Below are 23,360 nucleotides of genomic sequence, written 5' to 3'. Positions count from 1 at the left end.
CTTTAGGAGGAAGAGATATGTTTAAAGTAACAAATGTTGATGAATTAAATCTTGCTATTAAAAAAGTAAGAGAAGCACAAAGAAAATTTTCAAATTTTTCACAAGAACAAGTTGATGAGATTTTTAGGCAAGCTGCTTTAGCTGCAAATAATTCTAGAATTGAGCTTGCAAAACTAGCAGTAAAAGAAACTGGAATGGGAATAGTAGAAGATAAAGTAATAAAAAATCACTTTGCATCAGAATATATATATAATCAATATAAAGATTTTAAAACGTGCGGAGTAATAGAAAAAGATAATGCTTTTGGTGTAACAAAAATAGCCGAACCAATAGGGATTATTGCAGGAATTATACCTACAACAAATCCTACATCAACTGCAATTTTTAAAGCTTTAATAGCTCTAAAAACTAGAAATGGAATTATATTTTCGCCGCATCCAAGAGCAAAAGAGTGTACAATAGCTGCTGCAAAATTGGTACTTGATGCAGCTGTAAAAGCTGGAGCACCAGAAGATATAATTGCGTGGATTGATACTCCTTCAGTAGAAATGTCAAATGTATTAATGAGATCATCAGATCTTATATTAGCTACTGGTGGCCCTGGAATGGTAAAAGCTGCTTATTCATCAGGAGTCCCAGCAATAGGAGTTGGAGCTGGGAATACACCGGTTATTATAGATGAGTCAGCACATATAAAAATGGCAGTGAATTCTATTCTTTTATCAAAAACTTTTGATAATGGAGTAATCTGTGCATCAGAACAAGCTGTTATTGTATCTGATAAAATATATGATGAAGTTAAAAAAGAGTTTGAATTAAGAGGTGCTTATATTTTAAAAAATGATGAGGTAGAGAAAGTTAGAAATACTATTGTAATAGACGGTAGACTTAATGCCAATATAGTTGGTCAATCTGCTTATAAAATAGCTCAATTAGCAGGCGTAGAAGTACCTAAAACTGCAAAAGTATTAATAGGAGAAGTTGAATCTGTTGAATTAGAAGAACCATTCTCACATGAAAAATTATCTCCGGTATTAGCTATGTATAGATCTACATCATTTGAAGATGCCTTAACTAAAGCTGATAGATTAGTAGAACTTGGAGGAATGGGACATACCTCTGTATTATATGTGGATCAAGTAACACAACAAGAAAAAATAAATAAATTTGGAAAAATTATGAAAACAGGAAGAACACTTATAAATATGCCTTCATCTCAAGGAGCAATTGGGGATATATATAACTTTAAATTAGCTCCGTCACTAACACTTGGTTGTGGATCTTGGGGAGGAAATGCAGTATCAGAAAACGTAGGAGTAAAACATTTAATTAATATAAAAACAGTAGCTGAAAGGAGAGAAAACATGCTTTGGTTTAGAGTTCCAGAAAAAGTTTATTTTAAATATGGGTCATTACCGATTGCACTTCAAGAATTAAAAGGAACTAAGAAAAAAGCATTTATAGTTACTGATAGTGTACTTGCTAGTTTAGGGTATACAGATCACATTACTACTGTATTAGATGAAATAGGTGTAGATTATAGAATATTTTCAGAAGTAAAAGCTGATCCTACTTTATCAAGTGCAAGAGCAGGAGCAGAAGCAATGTTAGCTTATCAACCAGATGTAATAATAGCTCTTGGTGGAGGTTCACCAATGGATGCAGGTAAAATCATGTGGACATTATATGAACATCCAGAAGTAAGATTTGAAGACCTTGCTATGAGATTTATGGATATAAGAAAAAGAATATTTGAATTTCCAAAATTAGGGAAAAAAGCTCAGTTTATAGCTGTAGCAACATCAGCAGGAACTGGTTCAGAAGTAACTCCGTTTGCAGTTATTACAGATGATGAAACAGGTGTAAAATACCCATTAGCTGATTATGAATTAACTCCTAATATGGCTATAGTTGATCCTCAATTAATGTTAAGTATGCCTAAAGGACTAACTTCTGCATCAGGAATAGACGTACTTACACATGCTATAGAAGCTTATGTATCTGTACTTGCATCTGAGTATACAAAACCATTATCATTAGAAGCTATAAGACTTGTATTTAAATATTTACCAGAATCATATGAAAAAGGTGCGGAAGCTATAAAAGCAAAAGAAAAAATGGCTAATGCTTCTTGTATAGCAGGAATGGCTTTTGCTAATGCATTTTTAGGGATTTGTCATTCAATGGCACATAAATTAGGCGGAACACACCATATACCTCATGGAGTTGCAAATGCTTTATTATTAAATGAAGTTATTAAATACAATGCTACTGATAATCCAAGAAAACAAGCTGCATTTGCACAATATAAATATCCAGATGCAAAATATAGATATGCTGCAATAGCTGACCATTTAGGATTAGGCGGAACAACAATAGAAGAAAAAATAGAAAAACTAGTTGTTAAAATAGATGAATTAAAAGCTCAAATAGGAATTCCTTCTTCTATAAAAGAATATGGAATAAATGAAAAAGCATTTTTAGAAAGTTTAGATCAAATGACAGAAGAAGCATTTGATGACCAATGTACAGGTGCAAATCCTAGATATCCATTAATGTCTGAATTAAAAGAATTATATTTAAGAGCTTATTATGGTGCAAAAGAGTATGAAGCTAAAAAATCTGCTAAAGAAAAACAAGAAAAATAAAACTAGATTCATAATTATTTTAATCAATTTGAAATAAAAAAAGAGTAGAAGTTTTTAATAAACTTCTGCTCTTTTTATTTAAATCAAGTAAAATTAATTATTTGTTAAAAAATAACTAAATTTTTCATGCTAAGATCACTAGATTTTACAGAATGAGTAAGAGCCCCTATAGATATATAATCAATATCAAGAGTTTTAAGAGTATTTATTCGTTCTTCTGTTACATTTCCAGAAACTTCTATTATAGCTTGTTTATTAATGATATTAATAGCTTTTTTCATGGTATCATTATCCATATTATCAAGCATAATTATATCAGCCTTTGCTATAATAGCTTCTGTTACATCTGCTAGTGTCTCACATTCAACTTCTATTTTTTTTATAAAAGGATTATTTTTTCTAATAGCATTGACAGCCTTTGTAATGCTACCAGCAGCTTTAATATGATTATCTTTTATCATAGCCATATCACTCAAATTAAATCTATGATTATATCCACCACCAATTTTTACAGAATATTTCTCTAGAGTTCTAAAAAGTGGTGTAGTTTTTCTTGTATCAAGAACTTTTATTTTGCTACCTTCAAGTAATTTTACGATATTATAAGTTTTAGTAGCTATCCCACTCATTCTTTGTAATAAATTTAGAGCAACTCGTTCTCCTAAAAGAATATTTTGAGCATTTCCTTCTAATGTAGCTACAATTTCTTTATTTTTAATAAATTCTCCTTCATTATAATGAAATTCTATATTAACATCTCCAAGTATATCAAAAACTCTTTTAAAAACTTCAAGACCACAAATTATTAAGTCTTCTTTTGCAATTAAATCAATTTTAGCTTTTTTATCTTTTGAAATGATATTTAAAGTAGTAACATCATCATATATAGCGTCTTCTATTAGTGCTTCGTTTATTATTTTATCAATAAGAATAAAATTCATCAGATAAATCCTCCCGAATTTTTTTAAAAGTATCAATTAATATTTTTATATTTTCTTTTTTTATTTCAAATAGATTATTAGTGTAATTAATTATTTTTGGATCTTTACTGTTAATTTCTTTATTAATAGAATTTGCGGCACTTTCAGAAAATACAACAGCTTCTAATAAAGAATTACTAGCAAGTCTATTTTTACCATGTAGTCCAGTACAACTAACTTCTCCACAAGCATATAAATTATTCATAGATGTTTTAGAATTTTTATCAACAGCTATTCCACCCATAAAATAATGCTGCGAAGGATGTATAGGAATAAGGTCTTTTGACATATCATAACCATTTTCAAGACAAAAATTATAGATTTTTGGAAATCTATTTTGTAGATAATTTTTTCCAAGATGTCTAGCGTCTAAATAAACAAAATCAATATTACGATTTTTCTTTTCTTTTAGTATGCGTTCACTTACTTTGTTTCTAGGTAATAGTTCATTTACAAATCTTTCTCCAATATCATTTACTATATAAGCTCCTTCTCCTCTTACTGATTCAGAGATTAAAAATCTTTTATCTGAATTTGTAGAATAAAAAGCTGTTGGATGCATTTGTATATATTCAAGGTCTTTTACTTTTATGTTATGTCTAAGAGCAATGGAGACACCGATTCCTTTTATATTATTAAAATTAGTGGAATTTTTAAATAATCCACCAATTCCTCCAGTAGCTAATACAGTTATTTTAGAATTAAAGTTCATAATGTTTTTATTTTCATCTATTCCAATTGCACCATAACAATTATTATTTTCTGATTTTATATCAACTATCTCTACATTATCAATAATGTCTATATTTTTTCTATTTATAATATGAGAAAATATAGTTTTCCAAATAACTTTTCCACTACTATCATCACAATAAAGAATTCTATTTGTAGAATGCGCAGCTTCTTTAGTATATATTAAATTGTTATTTTTATCTTTATTAAATGGAACACCTAACTTTACTAAATTTTGTATAGATTTATTAGCATTTTCGGAAACAAAATTAATTGTTTCAATATCATTAGCATTTTCACCAGCTACTAAAGTATCCTTTATAAATAATTCTTTATCTTTTTCATCTTTAATTGTAGTAATTCCTCCTTGAGCTAAATAACTATTACAATCTTTTAATTTTGAATTACTTACAATTAATATATCGATACTTTTATCTAAATTAATTGCCAAATTAAGGGCAGCTAGTCCACTACCAATAATTAAAACATCACAATTATATGTCATATTTACTCACCTCTTGATAATAAAAGCATATTATCAAGAGATTTTTTAGCATTTTTAATAATATCTTTATCCACAAAAATCTCATATTTTTCTTCTTGAAGTGCTTCTAAAATTGTTTCTGGGAATATTTTTTTCATACTATTACATATCATATTTATAAAATAAAATTTTTTATCAGGATTTTGTTTATACAGTTCATGAGCTATTCCTTTTTCTGTTACAATTAAAAATTCTTTTTTATGAGAAGTTTTAACATAGTTTAATATTCCACTAGTACTTCCTACATAATCTGATAAATCTCTAACTTCTTTTTTGCATTCTGGATGGGCAACCACTTCTATATTTTGATATTTATCTTTATATTCTTTAATATGCTTAGGAGTTACTTTATCATGAACATTACAACATCCATCAAATAAAATTATTTCTTTATCAGTTTTTTCTTGAATATAAGAGCCAAGGTTTTTATCAGGCACAAAAATAATTTGTTTTGCATCAATTTTATTTACTATTTTTTCAGCAGACGAAGAGGTACAACAAGCGTCACTAAGAGCTTTTACTTCACTACTAGAATTTATATAACACACAACTTTAGCTTCGGGGTATTCATCTTTTAAAGATTGAACTTTAGTAGGGGTTGCCATATATTCCATACAACATTCTGCGTTTGCATACGCTGGGAAAAAAACTCTTTTATTTGGCGAGAGAATTTTAGCACTTTCAGCCATAAATTTCACTCCACAATAAATTATATAATCAGCATTGGAATCTCTAGCTTTTTCACTTAAAAAATAAGAATCACCGACAAAATCAGCTAAATCTTGTATATCAGCATTTTGGTAATAGTGAGCCAAGATAATAGCATTTTTTTCTTTTTTTAATTTTTCAATTTGAGATAAAATATCACTCATAAAATCCTCCTAAATCTATATAAAAATTATTTATTATATTAAAATTATTGTCTTGTCAGTATATCTTATCATTCAAGTAAAAAAAAAACAAGGTTTTTTTAGTTCAAAAAAAGCCTATTATACTGGAAATAAAGTATAATAGGCAATATATTAGATTATATTAATTTATTAAAATAACCATTTTCTTTTAAAAAATTACTAAGTTCGGAAATATCTTCTTTTTTTATTAAAATATGAAAATTTTCTGCTTTAAGTATTTTACTTTTTATCTTTTTGTTTTTTAATATTATTTCAAAAAGTTCTTTATCTTCTTTTAATTTGATTATTTGATAATCATTAACTGGAGTAATAGAAGAAGAACGAGTTATTAATTTTTCAAAAAATTTTTCCCATAATTTAGGTAAGTTATTTGATATTTTTTGTTTAAAGATATCTATTTTTTCTAAAATATCTTTTTCTGTTTCAATATTTTTAAAAAATGACTTATAGGATATTTTAAATTTACTTTCTGATATTCTTTCTGCAATAGTTTCTAAAAACATTATTCTTATAGGAGAGTCTCCGACAATAGATATTATAAGTCTATTAGAATCTAAATAAACTTCACTATTTTCGTTATCTTCTCCAAAATTATAGTTATTTATTTTATCAAAAATATACTCACCTAATTTTGAAAGTTTAATATATTTAAAACCATCATATTTTGTAAGATATCCATTTTTTAAGTATAGTCCATTTTTATTAGAAGGGACATCGTAGTATATATCTAATACTCCTAAACAACCAAGTATAGCAAAAATAGATTTTACAAAAGGGACAACAACATAATTATAATAATTTTCATAAGTGGATATTTTAGTTCTACCATAATCAGCTTCATTTATATATACATAGTTATAGATATTTTCAGGAGATAAAATTTCTATATCCATATCTCGATAGTCTATATATTTTAAAATATTATCGATACTTACAGCTTTACCTTTGGGCATATTTTCTAATACAGTTTTTATTGTTCTAAAGGCTTTTTTTGTTTGTTCTTTTTCATTCCAAATATATTTTACTCCTTTTAAATAATTTAAAAATTTTGTAGTATAATTAAAATTTTCATCGGAAATAAGTTTTCCATCTAAAAGTCCAATAATTAAAAATTTTAAATTTTGAGGCTTAAAATATTTTTGATCTTGATATTTTTTAGATAAGCTTAATAAAAATAGAGATAAAGTTTCAGTTTTTAAAAAATCTAAATCACCAAAATCATTGTAAAACTCAATTAATTTACAATATTTTCTCATTTCTCTTTTACTTTTTTTTAGTACTTTATTACTTGTAGATAGTTCAATATGTCCTAAAGAATAAAAATTATAGTAAGTAGATATTTTATTTATAACTTCTTTTTCACTACTTAAAAAAAATGTAGTAGAAGGCTTATTAATAGGAATTAAATCATATTCCTTAGGTTTTGGTAAATATTTTCTTATCCATCTTATAATATCCTTATGTAAATAAAAATAACCATTTTCTTTTTTAGATTTTACCCATAAATTTTCATCAGAACAATTATAGTTAAAAAACATATATTTAGTTTTAGGGATTAATATTTTTCTATAACCATTTGTTTTTTCAGTAAGGTATTTATTTTTGTCATCAATAATAAATTTCTCATTCCAAGCAATTTCTAAAAAAATATTTTGGATATCTTTATCAAGATTATTATAAATAGTTAAAAATATTTCTTCTTTTGAATAAATTTCAAAAATAAGATCTAAAAAAATTTGTTTCTTTGAGGTATGACCGATTAATGAGACTTCAAAAAGTCCTAAATTACCACCGATATATCCATCTGCTATCCAATTCAAGAAATATTTTTTAAAAAGTTTTAATAACGTTTCTTTTGAATAAAATCTATCTAAAGCTTTTAATAAATCATTTTTAGTAATACCCATTATTTTATTAACTCCTTATTAAGTATTTAAAATAAAATCAATATCATCTTTTGAAAGTGTTTTGATAGAATTGCTATCATCAGATATTAAACTTTCAAATAATTTACTTTTTTCATATTGTAATTGGAGGATTTTCTCTTCAATACTACCTTTACTAATAAGTTTATATGAAAATACAGTATTTTTTTGACCCATTCGATGACTTCTATCAATAGCTTGGTCTTCAGCGGTTTTATTCCACCAAGGGTCAAAAATAAATATAGTATCAGCAGATGTAAGATTTAATCCAACTCCACCAGTTTTTAATGTCATTACAAAAACTTTTATGTTGCTATTATTTTGAAATTCATCAACTAGTTCTTGTCTATTTTTAGTAGAACCAGTCATAGAAAGATGCTTTATATTTTCCTTTTTTAAATCTTCACAAATATTTTCAATTGTTTTTATAAAATTTGAAAATATTAATATTTTATGATTGTTTGAAACAGCTTCTTTAATATTTTCTATTAATACTTCACGTTTACTTGATTTTATAGCGTTATTGCTTATATTTTCAGGAACTGATGCGATCTGTCTTAATTCATTTAAAGCTTGTAATATAAAGAATTTAGATTTAGTAAATCCTTTTGTATTTATTTGTTCTTTTATAAGTGTATAGTAAAAATCTCTTTGTTCTTCATAAAGTTTCTTTTGTTTTGGGTTCATTTCAATAAATAATGTTTGTTCAATTTTTTCAGGAAGTTCTTTTAAAACTTCTTTCTTAGTTCTTCTTAAAATAAATGGATATATTTTTTGTTTTAATTCTTTTATTATTTCTTTATCATTGTCTCTTTGAATAGGTAATAAATAATAATTATTAAAATGTTCTGCACTTCCAAACATATTTGGATTTAAGAATCGAAATAAAGAATAAAGTTCACCTAAATTATTTTCTACTGGAGTACCGCTGAGAGCTAATTTATGGTCAGCATTTAATAGCGTAACAGCCTTAGTTATTTGAGAATTCACATTTTTTATATTTTGTGATTCATCAAGAACTATCATTTCAAAATCTATTTCTTTTAAAAATTTTATATCATTTCGGACAGTACCATATGTTGTCAAAATAATTTGAGCATCTAAAACATTATCTAAATTTCTAGTTATACCATAATATATTTTTGTATAAAGATTAGGATTAAATTTTAAAATTTCATTTTCCCAATTATAAATAAGACTTTTAGGCATTACAATAAGAGTAGGTTTTTTAGATTTTGGATAAATATATGATAATAATGATATAGTTTGAATTGTTTTTCCGAGTCCCATATCATCAGCCAAGCATCCATTTAAATTGTTGTTATATAAAAATACAAGCCATTTATAACCATATTCTTGATAACTTCTTAAAGTAGCATTAATATCAGGCTTTTGGAGATCTAAAGAAGAAATTTTATTAAAACCTTCAAAAATCTCTTTTATTTTAGGAAATGCATCTATTAAAATCTTTTCATCAATTAAATCCTGTATAATAGGTAAATCAAAAAAAGATATTTTTGTTTTTGTTTTATCTTTTCTAAAAATTCTTTCTAATTTTTCAATATAATTTTTATTGATTAATGCATTTGTTCCATCACTAAGCGTAATATAAGAATTTTTTTTATAAATTGATAACAAATCAAAAATGGAAAAAATTTCATTTTCTATTTGAATACTAACATCTCCTTCTAAAAAATCAATAGAATGAGATAAGTTAGTTATTAATTTTGGTTTAACATTTTTAATATTATATTTTTTAAATTTATCAGTACCAATAATTTGATATTTAGTAAGAAGATTAGTAAGCTCTTTACTGATAAATTCACGTGCTAATTTTTCTTCTAGAATGATTAAAGTTTCATCAAAAAAATAACCATTTTTTAATTTTAATTCTCTTTGATATGTGACAATTATCTTTAGTAAATATTCCAGTTCTTTAGAAATATTAAAAAATTCTATATCATGGATTAAAATTTTTTGTTCTAAATCATTGACAGTAATTATATTTTTAATATTATATTCTTCTATAAAATTATTATCAAAATTAGGAATAAAAGTACCTAATTTTAAATATAAACTTTTAGCTTTATCAATTTTTTCTATTATTATTAATGGTTTTGCAGTTATAAGTGGACCATTTTCGACAGAATAATTGTTATATTTGATAATTATATTATTAAAATAAGAATATGTTATTGTTAAGAATTTTTCAAATTCTTCATAAATAAAAGTTGAATTTAAATCTTGGATATTTTCAAAATTTTCACCAATATCTTTAATGAAGACAAGATTATTATCAAATAAAGCACAATTTTCAGTAATAAGAATAAAATTTTTTATATTATTGTTTAAATATAATGTAGATGTTAGTTCAGTATTATTATTTTTAATAACTAAAGTTAAATCATAGATCTTATCTATAAAGTTTAATTTATTAAAATTATCATCTATTAAAATTTTACTATTTTTTAATAAATTTAATAAAAAAGGATGTTCATTTAAATAAACTTTTTTATCATTGTTTTCCCATGAAATACTAAATAAATTTTCTGTTTCAATACTTTCAATAATATCAAGGATATCTTGAGTATTTTTATTAAAATTATGATGGTCTATATTTTCTATATAGTTATTATGTTCATCAACAATAGAAATATAGTATCCTTCTATGTCTTTGCTTAATTTGAAAAATATTTTATTAACAATATTTTTAGTAGCAGTATCATGTTTTTTTAGGTTATCAAACATAAAAAGACTCCTTGTTAAAAATTTTATTAAGTTTAATTATATCATATCTGATAAATATTTACAATTAGATTTAATAAATATAAAAATAAGTCGATAATAAAATTAAAGGTTACGAAAGGAGTCAAAGTCTAAAATGAAAAAATTAATATTAGTTTATTTTATAATGTTTTCGTATACTTTTTCTGCATATGAAATTTTTGATAACAGTTATATATTAAAAATAGGAACACATTTAGGTGGAAATTATTACGAAACAATAAAAGATAATGATGGAATAACAGTAGATACAGCAAATACAACGATAAAAATGTTGAGCTCGAGAACTTATAGCTTTGAATTACATAACAGAACAGAATGGTTTGAGTCGGTATTTTTTGGAGTAGGAGTATCTTATATTCAAAGCTCAAAATTAAATAAAGCTATAAATAATGGTTCTGGTTATATGTATGCTAATTATTTACCAATTTATCTATTAATGCAGAAAAAATTTGATTCAGGATTTTATCCAGATGAGGATATGTTTTTAAATATAAAACTGGGAATAGCAATAGAATATGCTAAAAAAGAATGGACGACAGCAACTAATGCTAATTATACTGTACAAAATATATTAAAAGTTAGTTCTCCATTTGCAGCAGTAGGGTTGGGATTTGAATATAATAGTTTTATTTTAGAAGGAGAATATCAATTTGATTTAAGTGCAGCACAATCACTTGGAGGAAGTAGTGGTTGGAGTATGTTTTCAAATAGAATATCAATTAATATAGGTTACAGATTTAATGGTACTTTTTCTGGAGCTAATTTTGGAGAAGTTATAACAGAAGAGGATCCTTTTGCTAAATATTATCAGTAGATATGTTTATAGTGAAAAAAGATAATAAAAAAATGACTACTAATTTTTTAAAAATCTGGAGTCATTTTTTTATTATATAAATTTTTCAGGATAAAACAAAAAAGAATCAAAAACAAATTTCATTTATTATTTTGTATTAAATTTTGGTTTGATTTCTTCATAATTATTTGTAGATTTTAGATTTAATTTTGAAATTGTATTCTCAGTAAGACTATTAATATCTAATATAGATCCATATTTATTAGGTATACAAACAAAAACTTCCCCTTTTGTCATCTCAAACATTTCGCCTTTTTTAATGTAAAGTGCACCAGATATAAAATCTATAAGTCTTTGAGTTAATTTTGGTGTAAGTAATTCAACAGATAATACTATAATTTTTTCTTCTTCAATCCAATTAGATATTTTAATTGCTTCTTCAAAAGATTTTGGTTTAATCATTGCAATTTGCTTTTCTTGAGTATCTTGATTATCTTCATTTCCATAAGATTTTGAAAGATCAGAATAATTATTTATAGAAATAATTTTATTATCTTTTTTTTCTTGTTTTACAGAATTCTCATTATTTTCAAAATCATCACTATCAAAATTATTTGAATGAGAACCGAATTGATTTTTAATATTGTCAAAAATATTCATTAATATCACTCCTTGATTAATTAAAAAGTTTACTTCCTATTCTGATCATAGTTGCTCCTTGAGATAAAGCAAGTTTATAATCATTACTCATTCCCATAGATAACTCCGTTAATTCACCATTAAAATGTGTATTATTTAGTTCATCTTTTAAAGTTTTTAAATTCTTAAAAACGTTTAAAATGATCTCCTTATCTTTAGTAAATGGTGCCATGGTCATGAGACCAATTATATTTAAATTATTTAAAGATTTTAATTTATTAATATTTTCATATAAATCTTCAATAAAAAAACCATGTTTACTTTTTTCTTTTGATATATTTATTTCTAAAAGACAATTAATAATTTTATTTCGTTTTTTAGCTTCTTTATCAATTGCTTCTGCAATAGATAATCTATCTACTGAATGAATTAAATTAATATAATCAATAAAATATTTGAGTTTATTTTTTTGTAATGAACCAATAAAATGCCATTCAATTTTTTTACTTATATCTAAATTATCAAAATGTTCTTTTTTTTCTCTTAAAGATTGGACTCTATTTTCTCCAATAATCTTAGCTCCTGAATAAAAATAATCTTCAAGTTTATATTTATCAAGATATTTTGTAGCACCAACTATTTTTACTTTTTCCGGATATGGAGAATATTTTTTAATATCTTCATTTATTTCATTAAAATTTTTAGTAATAGTATCTTTTAAACTCATAAATCTCTCCTAATCAATAAATTCTAAAAATACATCATTTGCATAAAAAATTCCTTTTTTAGTTAAAAAATATTTATTATTAGTATTTGTTAAAAATTCTTTTTTTACTAAGTCATTACATATTTTAATATATTTATCCTCTCTTGGAGAAATTCCTTTATTAAGTAGTCTAAGACCTAAAATATATTTAAAACTATCCTTTTTATCAATAATTTCTTTTTCGATTATAGGTAGGTCACTAATATTAATGATACCATAATATTTATCCAAAAAGCAAACATTTTTGTATCGGAATCTATTATAATAACCAGAAGATCCAAGACCTACTCCTATATATTCTTTATTTTCCCAATATTTAGAATTATGTCTTGCTTCAAAATTTTGTTTTGAGAAATTTGAGATTTCATAATGTATATAATTATTTTTAGTAAGGAAGTCAATAATTTTTTTATACATATCAGCTTCTATTTCATTTGATAATGGCATTAAAATATGTTTTTCTTTCATTTCCCAAAATTTTGTTCCTTCTTCCCAAATTAAAGAATATATTGAAATATGTTCAGGATTTAGATTTTTTAAAATATTTAAATCATTATTTAGTATTTTTAATGTTTGATTAGGAATAGCAAACATTAAATCAACACTGATATTATCAAATCCAGCTTTTCGAGCATCATAATATGTAGAAATAGCTTTTTTATCATCATGTAATCTTCCCAAAAGTTTTAATATCTTATTATCAAAACTTTGGATACCAATACTTAATCTATTTATTCCACTATTTTTAAATTGTTTTAATTTATCATAATTAACAGTAATAGGATTTACTTCTAAAGTAATTTCACTATTAGAATTAAAGTTTAAATTTTCTAATATTTTGTTTATATGTTTTGGAGATAAAAGAGAGGGAGTTCCTCCACCAAAATATATAGTATCAAAGTTGTATTTAGGGTATAAATTTATCTCTTTTATTAAATGTTCTACATAATTGTCAATTTCATCATTCATATTTGAAAAAGATAAAAAGTCACAATAATAACATTTTCTTTGACAAAAGGGGATGTGTATATATATTGCATCAACCATAATTAAAACTCCTTTTTTTATTATATTATATCACTACTCAATAAAAAATCCTATAAAAAAAGAGCTTGTAAATCAAGCTCTTAAATATCACTTAATATTTCTTTTCTTTTTTCATAATATTCTTCTTCTGTAATATACCCGTCAATACGAAGTTGTTTTAAATTATCAAGTCTTTCTTTGACATCTTTACTATATTCTGGAGTTTCGTTAATAGGAGTATTTTTTGTATTTATTATAGGTTGTTTTTGCACAGGAGCTTTATAAAGAGCTCTAGGAGTATAATAATTTTCTCCAAATCTATATCCAAACATTAATGAAACTTTTTCAAACTTTATAGTTTTATTTGATGTTAAAAGCTCGCTTTGCTGTATAGATGCAGCTGAAGACACAAGCTCAATAATCATGTGGTCAAGCTCTAAACCTATTCCAAGTGCTACATATCCACCACCACTTACAGTTTCAATATTATCTGTATATTTTATTGGAAAAGATAAACCAATTCGGCCTATTAGATAAGGAAAAGATGCGGTATTTACTTGTCTTAATTTATATCGTGTTGATATATAAATAGGGAGGTATCCAAGGTCTTCTTTACCATTTTCATTTTCATATCTTTTATTAAATTCTATACCAGCACCAATATCCCAAGTTTCACTTAATTTTCCCATTAAATCAAGTTCTAAATGCCAGTTTCTATTAAAAGTTTCAGTTTGTGTATTATTTTCTTTTTTTATAGGTTTCCAAGCAGGGCCAGATTTAATAAAAAGTCCACTTGCAAAAGAGAAACTTGTTATTAATAAAAATGTCATAAAAATCAATGTTTTTTTCATAAAATCTTCCTTTCTTATTTTAAATTTACAATATTAATGGATAATCTTATTTCGTCCATTTTTCTTAGCTTCATATAATTTTTTATCTGCCTTATCAATTAAAGAATAACTATTATCTTCTTTTGAAAATGTAGCTATTCCTCCACTTATAGTTACATTAAATTCTTCAAAATTATATTTTTCTACCTTTTTTCGGATTAATTCACCATATTCAACAGCTTTTTCCAAAATACAATCTGGTAAAAGAATTAAAAATTCTTCACCTCCATATCTTCCAACATAACCGTTATTTCCGATGATATTTTTCATTAATTTTCCTAGTTTAATTAAGACTTCATCACCAGTAAGATGTCCAAAATTATCATTAATAAGTTTAAAATGATCTAGGTCAAGTAAAATAATAGATAAAGGTTTGCTAGTTTTTAAAGAATTATCTATTTTTTCTTTTATTTTTGTTGTCAAGAATTTGTAGTTGTATAATTTTGTAAGCCCATCTATTTGAATAAGATCATTTAATTTTTTATTTGCTTCTTCTAATTCTAAAGTTCTTTCCTTAACTTTTTCTTCTAATAATTTTGCATTATTTTTTAAAAGAGTTTCTACATTTTTTTGTATAGTAATATCTTTTAATGTTGCGAGTATTTTATAGGAAGAAAAAAATTCTACTTTAGCAGCACTAAATATAATTCTAATAATCTCGTTATTTTTCTTATTTATAAAATTAGTTTCAAAACTTATAGTATCTACTTCATCAAAAATAAGTTCTAAAAAATATTTAGATATTTTTTCATAATGTTCTTTTTCAATAAATGTTTCAAGTCTTTCACCAATTATATTTTCTAAAGAGCATCCAACCATATTAGCAAAAATATCATTACACTCTTCAATACGGTTATTTCCTAATATAATTAATCCATCTTGAATATTTTGAATAGTTTTTTTATATTTTTCTTCCGATTGCTCTAATACATCTAAAGTATCTCTAAAAGTAGCAATATTTTTATTGTACCATCTAATTAATGTACTTAAAGTTAAGAAAATCAATATGAAATTTAAAGAAAAAGTTATAAAATTATTTAAATCAAAAAAAGTTATTATTAAATGGTTTTTATCAATTAAAAATAAGATAAAAATAGAAACAAAAATAGATAAAAAATTTGTTCTTAAGACTTTTCTATTTAAATAGAGACTATTAATAATTAACATTAGAAATATAATATTTTGTATTAATAAATTTCTTATATTTATAAATGGTATAGTTAATAATAAAATAATCGGAAAAGCCAAAGAAAGGCTATATTTTTTAGTTTTAATAAGTATATTATTTGAAAAATAAATATAAGAATATATTCCAAATAATAGAGTCAAAGAAATTAAAGGAAAATATTGATTATTAATTGTAAAAAAAATTATATCTAAGAGTATTAAAGTGAGTATAGTAATAAAATTAATTAAAATAGCTTTATTTAATGTGTTCATATTACTTATGTGCATTTTTTCCTCCCGAAAAATAGTTACTAAACATTTAATCTATTTAGTAAATTCAAATAAATTTTTTGTGGTAATTTAAGCATATTTAGATCAGAAGTCAAGCGATTATGACCATGAAAATCAGAGCCACCAGTTGGTATCAAATTATAAATATTACAAAAATTAATATATCTATCAACATCACTAGAAGAAAATCCAGGATAGTAACTTTCTATTCCATCCAGTTTATTTTGAGCTAACAAAGAAATAAATTCTTTCTCATTTTCTAAATGTATTAGTTTTGGATGAGCTAAAACTGCTAAACCACCAGAGTTTTTAATAATTTCTATAGCTTTTAAAGGTGTTAATTTTCTTTTAATATAAGCTGATTTTCCAATGCCTAAATATTTTTCAAAAGCTTCTGCTTTTGTAGATACATAATTTTTTTTCAAAAGAACATTAGATATATGCATTCTGCTAATAACATCGCCTTTAGCTTCTTTTTCTATATCTTCCATAGATATATTTATATTATTAATATTTAATTTTTCTATAATTTTATAAGTTCTATTGATTCTTTCATTTTTTAAAGAATTTATAGTTTTTATTAATTCTTCATTTGTATAATCTATAAAATATCCTAAAATATGAACTTCTTTGTAATTATATTCAGTAGAAAATTCAATTCCAGGTATAACAGTAATATTTTTTTTCTTTCCTTCTAAAATAGCTTCTTCTAAAGCAGATATTGAATCATGGTCAGTTATAGCGATAACAGATAAATTTTTTTGTTTAGCATATTTGACCAATTCTATCGGAGATAAAGTTCCATCAGAAGCAGTAGTGTGTATATGTAAATCTATCATAATTATACCTCATTTTTTTTATATTTAAAAATTTTTTAATTTTAAGTTATTAGTTTAAGATTAAAAAATTATATCAAAATAATAGAAATATATCAAATAAAAAAAGGGATTTTTAAGTATCCCTTTTATATATTAATCTGATAAAATATTTCCACATTCTGGGACATATTTTTTGATACCACAAGCAGCGCAGTTTTCTCTACAATCAATAGTAAGAATTTCCTGTTTTGATTTTTCCCATTCATTTAATAAAAATTTTTTTGAAACACCGATATCTACAAAATCCCATGGTAAAGTCTCGTTTTCATCTCTCTGTCTAAGATAATCATTATAATCAATATTTAATTCTTTCATTGATTCTAACCAATATTCAAAATCAAATTTATTTTTCCAGCTATCAAATTTTGCACCTTTTTTAAAGGCTAATTCAATAAGGTCACCTATTTTTTCATCACCTCTAGAAATAACTCCTTCAAGAAGAGATGTTTCTCTATAATGAAGCTTTAGTGTAGCACCTTTTACTCTAGAAAAAAGTTCTTTTAAAAATTTATGTTTTTCTTCCATTTCAGTTAAATTCATTTGTTCGGTCCATTGAAAAGGAGTATGAGGTTTTGGTACAAAATTAGAAACACTTACAGTTATGTTTATTCCTTTTTTTATTTTTCTACATTCCCATAAAACTTTTTGGATAAGAGTTTTGATAGCTTCAATGTCATCATATGTTTCAAAAGGAAGTCCAATCATAAAATAAAATTTAAAGCTATTCCAACCAGCTTTTGTAGCAGCAATGGCTGTTTCAATTATTTCTTTTTCTGTAACTCCTTTATTAATAATATCTCTCATTCGCTGTGATCCAGCTTCGGGAGCAAAAGTAAAGCCAGTTTTTTTCCCTGTTTGAATCTCTTCTGCTACTTTTACAGAGTGAGGATTCATTCGAAGAGATGGTAATGATACACTAATATTATCTTTTGAATATTTTTTTTGAATATTTTGAAGAAGAATATCTATTTTACTATAATCAGAACTGCTAAGAGATGATAATGAAATTTCATTATATCCAGTAGTCATTATAGAGTTTTTAATTTGTTTTAAATTTGTAGATAAACTTTTTTCTCTAATAGGCCTATAAATAATACCTGCTTGGCAAAATCTACAACCTCTACTACAACCTCTTTGTATTTCTATAATAGATCTGTCATGAACAATATTAATATATGATACTATTTGTTCACCTTGATATTCTACGCTATTTAAATCTTTAACAATTGCTTTTTTTATTTTTTTAGTTTTATCATGTAAAGAAGGTACATAAACTCCCTCTATATCTTTTAATAAATTTAATTTTTCTTGTTTTGATAAATTTTTATTTTTTACAAATAATTCAGCTACTTCTTTTATGGCATTTTCTCCATCACCAATAATAAAAAAATCCATAAATTTTTCTAAAGGGATAGGATTTACTACACAACTTCCACCTGCCATAATAAGTGGATGCTCCTCACCTCTTTCTTCTCTATTATGAGGAATGTTAGCAAGTTCTAATATGTTTAGTATATTTGTATAACAAAGTTCATAGCCTAAAGAAAAACCTAATAAATCAAATTCATTTAATGGTGTTTTACTTTCTAAAGAAAACATAGGAATATGATTTTCTCTAAGTATATTTTCCATATCTTCCATAGGCGAAAAGGCTCTTTCTAAAGAAAAACCATCTACTTTATTTGCTATAGTGTATAGTATCTTTATACCTAAATTTGACATACCAATTTCATAAGTATCAGGAAATATTAAACACATATTACTAATAAAATCAGTTTTGTGAACTGTATTTAATTCATTACCAAGATATTGAGCTGGTTTTTCTACTTTTAAAAGGTATTTCTCAATATTTACCATTGTTTTCCTTTCTAATTTCTATCATCTATTTTTCTAAATATTTTTAGTTTTTCATTTTGTATATTTTTATTATGGTGTTTTAATATAAGTAAAGCTAATTTATAATTTATATCTTTTATTTTTTCAAAACCACGTTTTGTATGAAATTGTAAAACTCCCTTTTTTGTAATTGAATGAAAAACTCTTTGATAAAATTTAGTTTTTTTATCTTTTCCACAATCATGAAGAAGAGCAAGCTTTAAATATAAAATATCATCTTTTAGTTTCTCGTTTTTCAAACAATCTTTTAAAATGTTTATTGAGTGTTTTTTATCATAAGTTGACATTTCGTTGAAAATATTTAATTCAAGCGGTTCTAAATATTTTATAACAAGTTGGTAATCTTTTTCTCTAATTTTAGGGTATATGATATTTAATACCTGTTTTAATTTGTAAAGCATTTATCCTCCCACAAACTTAATTCCCTTTTATAATGACATTTCCTAATTTTTTTCTTAATTTTTTTATATTTTTTCCACGTTTACCAATTAAAGCACTTTTATCATTAGTATATAATATATAAATATCATTTAACTTTTCAATTTTAGTTACATCATTTATAGAGAGCTCTTTTATCTCTTTTATAATTAAATTTTGATATTCTTTTTTTAATATAATATTATTTAATGTAAGATATTTTGCAGGGAAGATTTTTTTTGTATTAGTAAAAATATAACTACTCATAATTCTAATTTGTTTTGGTAAAAATGAATTTCCTTTAAAAACAAGAGAATTATTTTCATAAATAATATTAACTTTTCTAATGGGATTTTTAAGTTTTTTCCCTTTGAAATCTGTAAATTCTGATAAATCATATTCTCCAGAAAGACTTTTACATTTTTCAATAATTTCATATTCCGAAATATCTATTTTTTCTTTTGGATAGGTATAAATATATTCACGCATTTGAATAATATCAGGAATAACAAGATTTGGTATAGTTTTTTCGATTTTAATAATTTTTAAATGTTTATTTAAATAATTAAAATCGTTTTTTAATTTTTCTAAATCACCATTAAAATAAGTAGAAATATAGAGCAAATTTTTATTAGCACTAACACCGCTATCTGTTCTACCACCTTGCTGTATACCTTTAGCCCAAGATATTCCAAGTTTTTTTAGAGAAATTTCAAATTCTTCTTTTATAGTTTTTTTATTTTTTATTTTATCAAAAGCATCAAAAAATTTACCATTGTATTTTATCCAAAAAAAATAGCCGAATTTATCAGATTTTTCTAATTTTCTAATATTTATCATTTCAAATTTCCTTATAATCTATAGTTTTTAAAATTTCAATATTTGTAAATGATTTTATAGTTTCTATATTATCATTTAAAAATTTTTCATCTTTTATATTATCAATATTATTAAAAATAATACCTTTTATTTTTATATCATTTCTTTTGAGGACATCAACAGTAAGTAATGTATGATTAATTGTTCCTAATGTATTTGCAGAGATTAAAATAACTTCAGCTTTTTGTCTATAAGCAATAATAAGATCTAAAAAAGTAAATTTATCTTTTAAAGGAACTAATAAACCACCAGCTCCCTCGATATAAACTGTATCATATTTATTAAGAGCATTATTAATTTTAGTTTTAATGTTATTTAGATTAATAATTGTATTATCAGCAATAGAAGCTAAATGTGGAGATAATGGTTTATTGAAAAAATATTCATTAATTTCAGAAAGTTCTTTATTTAATAATTTAGCATATTTTCCACTATCAGAATCATCTATTGAATTAAATGTTTTAAATCCAGTTTCTATTGGCTTTAATGCAATAATATTTTTATTGTTTTTTAAATCATCTTTTATTAAATTGATAGTAGAATATGTTTTTCCTATTTCAGTGCTTGTACCAACTATAAAATATAGTTTTCCTTCTTTTTTTTCTCTATATTTTACTATATGACATTTTCTACATCTAGCTTCGTATGATTCAGAAGCACCAACTTGGATAATAGGGTCATCATAATAAGCAGGTTCTCCATTAACAAGTCTTTGAGTACGAGAAGCAGGACTTCCACATACCATACATATAGCATTTAACTTATCTGTATGTTCTGCTCTAGCTAATAATTCTGGCATAGGATGAAATGGTTCACCTCTAAAATCTTGGTCAAGACCGGCTACAATAACTCTTTTTCCTATATTTGCAAATCTTTCTACAACGGGTACTATATCAAGACCAAAAAATTGAACTTCATCAATTCCTATAACTTCAGCATCATAGTATTTTTCAAATACTAATTCTTCTATCTCTTTTGCATTACTTGCAGGAATAGCTTCTATAAAATTTTTCGAATGAGAAGCTACTTTTGTATTATCATATCTTTTATCACTTGAATGCTTAAAAGCAATAACTTTTTGATTAGCATATTTTGCACGTCTTAATCTTCTTATTAACTCTTCGCTTTTTCCAGAAAACATACTACCAGTTATAACTTCTAACCAACCCATTCCTTCAGTTAAAAACAAATGCAATTTTCATCACCTCTATTTTTTATTATATCATAGAATATATATATTATCAATTTAATTGAAGTTTGTAAAGAATAAAAAAATAAAAAAAATAAAAAGAATTTTGATTTTTTTTTGTATAAAGAATATAGGAGAAATTTCATAATAAGCTGATAAATAATTCTCTAAAGGAGGAGTTATGGATAATTCATATATAAAGATATTTTTTGAGGAAGTTTATGATATAGTAGAAGATTTGGAAAAAATATTATATGAATATAATTCTGATATTGATGAGGAAACAGATGTTCAAATTAGAAGACATTTTCATACATTAAAAGGAGACTTTGCTACTTTTGATATTGATGAGTACTCAAAATTTTTTCATGAAATAGAGGATAGGTGGAAAGAAGGAAAAGAAAAAGAAAAAATAGTAAGAGAAGTATTAGATAAGTTGGATGAAGTAAGAGAATTTATAAAAGTAGCTGAAAATGAAGGTTTTGAAAAAGCTCTTTCGACAGAATTTTCAAAAAATCAAAATAAAAAAAGTTGCAAAAGGAATAAAAAAGAAGAGGAAATAAATTTAGTAACTCAGAAAATTGATACAAAAAAAGAATTAGGAAAAGAGGTATATACTTTCCATTTAAAGTTTTATGAAGAAAGAAGTTTGAAAATAAAAGAGATAGAACAATTATTTGATTTTTATGGGAAATTAATATCGATAGATAAAGAAAAAGAAGGAAATTATAAAGTAGTAGTTTTATTGGAAAATTTAGATGAAATAAAAGGAATGTTAGAAGTTTTATTATCTGGTGAAGGGGAATATAGTGTACAAAAAGGAGAAATAAAGAAAAAAAATAAAGAGAAAAAATTAAGTAGTAATATTGAAGAATTGAAAAATATACAATTTGTAAGAATAGAAACAAATATATTGGATAGTTTACTTAATTCAATAACAGAACTTTCTATAAAGCAATCAGGATTATATATGTTTGAAGAGAAAGTTAATGAAGAATATAGAGAACAATATATAGATTTATTGAGTAAAATAAAAAACATTACAAAAGAATTACAAGAAGATATTTTTCAAATTAGATTAATTCAAGCAAATGTTTTGTTTTATCAATTAAATAAAATAGTAAAGGACATATGTATAGAATTAGATAAAGATGTTCAACTCGAAATATTAGGAGAAACAACAAAAATAGACAAAACTATATTAGAAAAAATAGCTCCTTCATTAAAGCATATGATAAAAAATTCGTTAGATCATGGAATAGAGAGCAGAGGTGAAAGAAGAAGAAAAGGGAAAATAGAAACAGGTCACATAAGAGTAGAAGCATATCAAGAAAATGATTTTATTGTAATAGAGATAGAAGATGATGGAGTAGGACTTGATAGTAATGAAATATATAGAAAAGCTTTAGAAAAAGGAATTGTAGATATAAATAAAACAATGGAAAAAGAAGAAATTTTACAACTTATATTTTTACCTGGCTTTTCAACATCTGACTATGTTACAGAGATATCAGGACGAGGAATAGGGATGGATGTAGTAAAATCAACTATTGAAGAATTAGGTGGAGAAATAAGAATAGAAACAGAAACAGATAAATACACAAGGTTTATATTAAAAGTACCAAATACAATATCTATAATAGAAGGATTTTTAGTAAAAACAGACGAAAAATATATAATACCATTATCAAGTGTAGAAAAAATAATAGATGTAAATAACGTAGAATTAATAGAGGATAAAATAAAATATAAAGGCGAAGAGTATGAAGTAGGATATATTGACTCGAATAAAGATATAGTAAATAGAGTAATAATGATACTTAAAAATGGAGATCAAAAAAAAGGATATTTTATAAAGGACATATTAGATGAGAGAGAATATATTATTAGGGATATAAATGTAACTTATGATAAATTAAGAAAATATTCAGGAGTAACTATATTAGGAAATGGAGAGTTAGTTCCAGTTATTAATCCAAAATTACTATAAAATAAAAAAAAT

18 protein-coding genes are annotated in these 23,360 nt (G+C 24.2%); 3 read left to right on the top strand and 15 right to left on the bottom strand.

Annotated elements, in window-relative coordinates; genetic code table 11:
* Nucleotides 1-17: 17 nt before the first annotated feature.
* Nucleotides 18-2,648, top strand: coding sequence for a bifunctional acetaldehyde-CoA/alcohol dehydrogenase (adhE, locus tag EV215_RS09095; RefSeq protein ID WP_134113699.1), 2,631 nt, complete (start codon nucleotides 18-20; stop codon nucleotides 2,646-2,648).
* A 104-nt stretch (nucleotides 2,649-2,752) separates the two neighbouring features.
* On the opposite strand, the gene nadC is transcribed toward adhE, so the two are convergent.
* The 5 genes from nadC to EV215_RS09070 form a co-directional block, all read right to left on the bottom strand.
* Complete coding sequence (gene nadC / locus EV215_RS09090) at nucleotides 2,753-3,589, bottom strand: carboxylating nicotinate-nucleotide diphosphorylase (RefSeq protein WP_134113698.1); 837 nt, start codon at nucleotides 3,587-3,589, stop codon at nucleotides 2,753-2,755.
* On the bottom strand, nucleotides 3,570-4,865 hold the full coding sequence (locus EV215_RS09085) for an L-aspartate oxidase (protein ID WP_134113697.1): 1,296 nt from the start codon (nucleotides 4,863-4,865) through the stop codon (nucleotides 3,570-3,572). Before EV215_RS09085 ends, nadC begins: the two co-directional genes overlap by 20 nt.
* Before the next feature lie 2 nt (nucleotides 4,866-4,867).
* Nucleotides 4,868-5,776 carry a quinolinate synthase NadA gene (gene nadA, locus EV215_RS09080; protein WP_134113696.1) on the bottom strand — a complete coding sequence of 303 codons (909 nt, stop codon included), beginning with the start codon at nucleotides 5,774-5,776 and terminating at the stop codon, nucleotides 4,868-4,870.
* A 155-nt stretch (nucleotides 5,777-5,931) separates the two neighbouring features.
* The gene (locus EV215_RS09075) at nucleotides 5,932-7,722 is read right to left on the bottom strand and encodes a hypothetical protein (RefSeq protein WP_134113695.1); all 1,791 of its coding nucleotides are present in this window, start codon (nucleotides 7,720-7,722) and stop codon (nucleotides 5,932-5,934) included.
* Between the two features lie 18 nt (nucleotides 7,723-7,740).
* Nucleotides 7,741-10,488 carry a DEAD/DEAH box helicase gene (locus EV215_RS09070; protein WP_134113694.1) on the bottom strand — a complete coding sequence of 916 codons (2,748 nt, stop codon included), beginning with the start codon at nucleotides 10,486-10,488 and terminating at the stop codon, nucleotides 7,741-7,743.
* Nucleotides 10,489-10,621: 133 nt separating this feature from the next.
* Between EV215_RS09070 and EV215_RS09065 the strand changes: the two genes are divergently transcribed.
* On the top strand, nucleotides 10,622-11,341 hold the full coding sequence (locus EV215_RS09065) for a hypothetical protein (protein ID WP_134113693.1): 720 nt from the start codon (nucleotides 10,622-10,624) through the stop codon (nucleotides 11,339-11,341).
* A gap of 126 nt (nucleotides 11,342-11,467) precedes the next feature.
* Here the strand turns inward: EV215_RS09065 and sepF are convergent, their stop codons facing one another.
* The 10 genes from sepF to EV215_RS10695 form a co-directional block, all read right to left on the bottom strand.
* A complete protein-coding gene (sepF, locus tag EV215_RS09060) occupies nucleotides 11,468-11,980 on the bottom strand; it encodes a cell division protein SepF (RefSeq protein WP_134113692.1) in 513 nt (170 codons plus the stop codon).
* A 16-nt stretch (nucleotides 11,981-11,996) separates the two neighbouring features.
* Entirely contained in the window at nucleotides 11,997-12,686 is a 690-nt protein-coding gene (locus EV215_RS09055; protein WP_134113691.1) for a YggS family pyridoxal phosphate-dependent enzyme, read from the bottom strand.
* Between the two features lie 9 nt (nucleotides 12,687-12,695).
* Nucleotides 12,696-13,772, bottom strand: coding sequence for a radical SAM family heme chaperone HemW (gene hemW / locus EV215_RS09050; protein ID WP_134113690.1), 1,077 nt, complete (start codon nucleotides 13,770-13,772; stop codon nucleotides 12,696-12,698).
* Nucleotides 13,773-13,852: 80 nt separating this feature from the next.
* Nucleotides 13,853-14,602 carry a hypothetical protein gene (locus EV215_RS09045; protein WP_134113689.1) on the bottom strand — a complete coding sequence of 250 codons (750 nt, stop codon included), beginning with the start codon at nucleotides 14,600-14,602 and terminating at the stop codon, nucleotides 13,853-13,855.
* 33 nt (nucleotides 14,603-14,635) lie between these two features.
* Nucleotides 14,636-16,096: a sensor domain-containing diguanylate cyclase gene (locus EV215_RS09040; RefSeq protein WP_134113688.1), complete on the bottom strand. Its 1,461-nt coding sequence runs from the start codon at nucleotides 16,094-16,096 to the stop codon at nucleotides 14,636-14,638.
* Nucleotides 16,097-16,119: 23 nt separating this feature from the next.
* The gene (locus EV215_RS09035; RefSeq protein WP_134113687.1) at nucleotides 16,120-16,938 is read right to left on the bottom strand and encodes a PHP domain-containing protein; all 819 of its coding nucleotides are present in this window, start codon (nucleotides 16,936-16,938) and stop codon (nucleotides 16,120-16,122) included.
* Nucleotides 16,939-17,070: 132 nt separating this feature from the next.
* The gene (locus EV215_RS09030; RefSeq protein ID WP_134113686.1) at nucleotides 17,071-18,834 is read right to left on the bottom strand and encodes a TIGR03960 family B12-binding radical SAM protein; all 1,764 of its coding nucleotides are present in this window, start codon (nucleotides 18,832-18,834) and stop codon (nucleotides 17,071-17,073) included.
* An 11-nt stretch (nucleotides 18,835-18,845) separates the two neighbouring features.
* Complete coding sequence (locus EV215_RS09025; protein ID WP_134113685.1) at nucleotides 18,846-19,274, bottom strand: HD domain-containing protein; 429 nt, start codon at nucleotides 19,272-19,274, stop codon at nucleotides 18,846-18,848.
* Nucleotides 19,275-19,290: 16 nt separating this feature from the next.
* Nucleotides 19,291-20,130 (bottom strand): KH domain-containing protein, encoded by an 840-nt coding sequence (locus EV215_RS09020; RefSeq protein WP_243832415.1) that lies wholly within the window; start codon nucleotides 20,128-20,130, stop codon nucleotides 19,291-19,293.
* A gap of 1 nt (nucleotide 20,131) precedes the next feature.
* Entirely contained in the window at nucleotides 20,132-21,364 is a 1,233-nt protein-coding gene (locus EV215_RS10695; RefSeq protein WP_134113684.1) for a thymidine kinase, read from the bottom strand.
* A gap of 175 nt (nucleotides 21,365-21,539) precedes the next feature.
* Between EV215_RS10695 and EV215_RS09010 the strand changes: the two genes are divergently transcribed.
* Nucleotides 21,540-23,348: a chemotaxis protein CheA gene (locus tag EV215_RS09010; RefSeq protein ID WP_134113683.1), complete on the top strand. Its 1,809-nt coding sequence runs from the start codon at nucleotides 21,540-21,542 to the stop codon at nucleotides 23,346-23,348.
* Nucleotides 23,349-23,360: the final 12 nt, after the last annotated feature.

The organism is Hypnocyclicus thermotrophus (genome assembly GCF_004365575.1).
In the GTDB taxonomy this organism is placed as follows: Bacteria; Fusobacteriota; Fusobacteriia; order Fusobacteriales; family Fusobacteriaceae; genus Hypnocyclicus; species Hypnocyclicus thermotrophus.
The sequence above is the reverse complement of the archived record's forward strand: the minus strand, read 5'-3'. Positions and strand labels throughout refer to the sequence as shown.

Excerpts from the sequence above, each read along its gene's own strand:
- sepF (WP_134113692.1), bottom strand. The coding sequence starts at position 11,980 with ATGAATATTTTTGACAATATTAAAAATCAATTCGGTTCTCATTCAAAT.
- EV215_RS09025 (WP_134113685.1), bottom strand. The coding sequence starts at position 19,274 with ATGCTTTACAAATTAAAACAGGTATTAAATATCATATACCCTAAAATT.
- EV215_RS09040 (WP_134113688.1), bottom strand. The coding sequence starts at position 16,096 with ATGCACATAAGTAATATGAACACATTAAATAAAGCTATTTTAATTAAT.
- EV215_RS09045 (WP_134113689.1), bottom strand. The coding sequence starts at position 14,602 with ATGAAAAAAACATTGATTTTTATGACATTTTTATTAATAACAAGTTTC.
- nadA (WP_134113696.1), bottom strand. The coding sequence starts at position 5,776 with ATGAGTGATATTTTATCTCAAATTGAAAAATTAAAAAAAGAAAAAAAT.
- nadC (WP_134113698.1), bottom strand. The coding sequence starts at position 3,589 with ATGAATTTTATTCTTATTGATAAAATAATAAACGAAGCACTAATAGAA.
- EV215_RS09010 (WP_134113683.1), top strand. The coding sequence starts at position 21,540 with ATGGATAATTCATATATAAAGATATTTTTTGAGGAAGTTTATGATATA.
- hemW (WP_134113690.1), bottom strand. The coding sequence starts at position 13,772 with ATGGTTGATGCAATATATATACACATCCCCTTTTGTCAAAGAAAATGT.
- EV215_RS09085 (WP_134113697.1), bottom strand. The coding sequence starts at position 4,865 with ATGACATATAATTGTGATGTTTTAATTATTGGTAGTGGACTAGCTGCC.
- EV215_RS09055 (WP_134113691.1), bottom strand. The coding sequence starts at position 12,686 with ATGAGTTTAAAAGATACTATTACTAAAAATTTTAATGAAATAAATGAA.
- EV215_RS09075 (WP_134113695.1), bottom strand. The coding sequence starts at position 7,722 with ATGGGTATTACTAAAAATGATTTATTAAAAGCTTTAGATAGATTTTAT.
- EV215_RS09020 (WP_243832415.1), bottom strand. The coding sequence starts at position 20,130 with ATGATAAATATTAGAAAATTAGAAAAATCTGATAAATTCGGCTATTTT.
- EV215_RS09065 (WP_134113693.1), top strand. The coding sequence starts at position 10,622 with ATGAAAAAATTAATATTAGTTTATTTTATAATGTTTTCGTATACTTTT.
- EV215_RS09030 (WP_134113686.1), bottom strand. The coding sequence starts at position 18,834 with ATGGTAAATATTGAGAAATACCTTTTAAAAGTAGAAAAACCAGCTCAA.
- EV215_RS09070 (WP_134113694.1), bottom strand. The coding sequence starts at position 10,488 with ATGTTTGATAACCTAAAAAAACATGATACTGCTACTAAAAATATTGTT.
- adhE (WP_134113699.1), top strand. The coding sequence starts at position 18 with ATGTTTAAAGTAACAAATGTTGATGAATTAAATCTTGCTATTAAAAAA.
- EV215_RS09035 (WP_134113687.1), bottom strand. The coding sequence starts at position 16,938 with ATGATAGATTTACATATACACACTACTGCTTCTGATGGAACTTTATCT.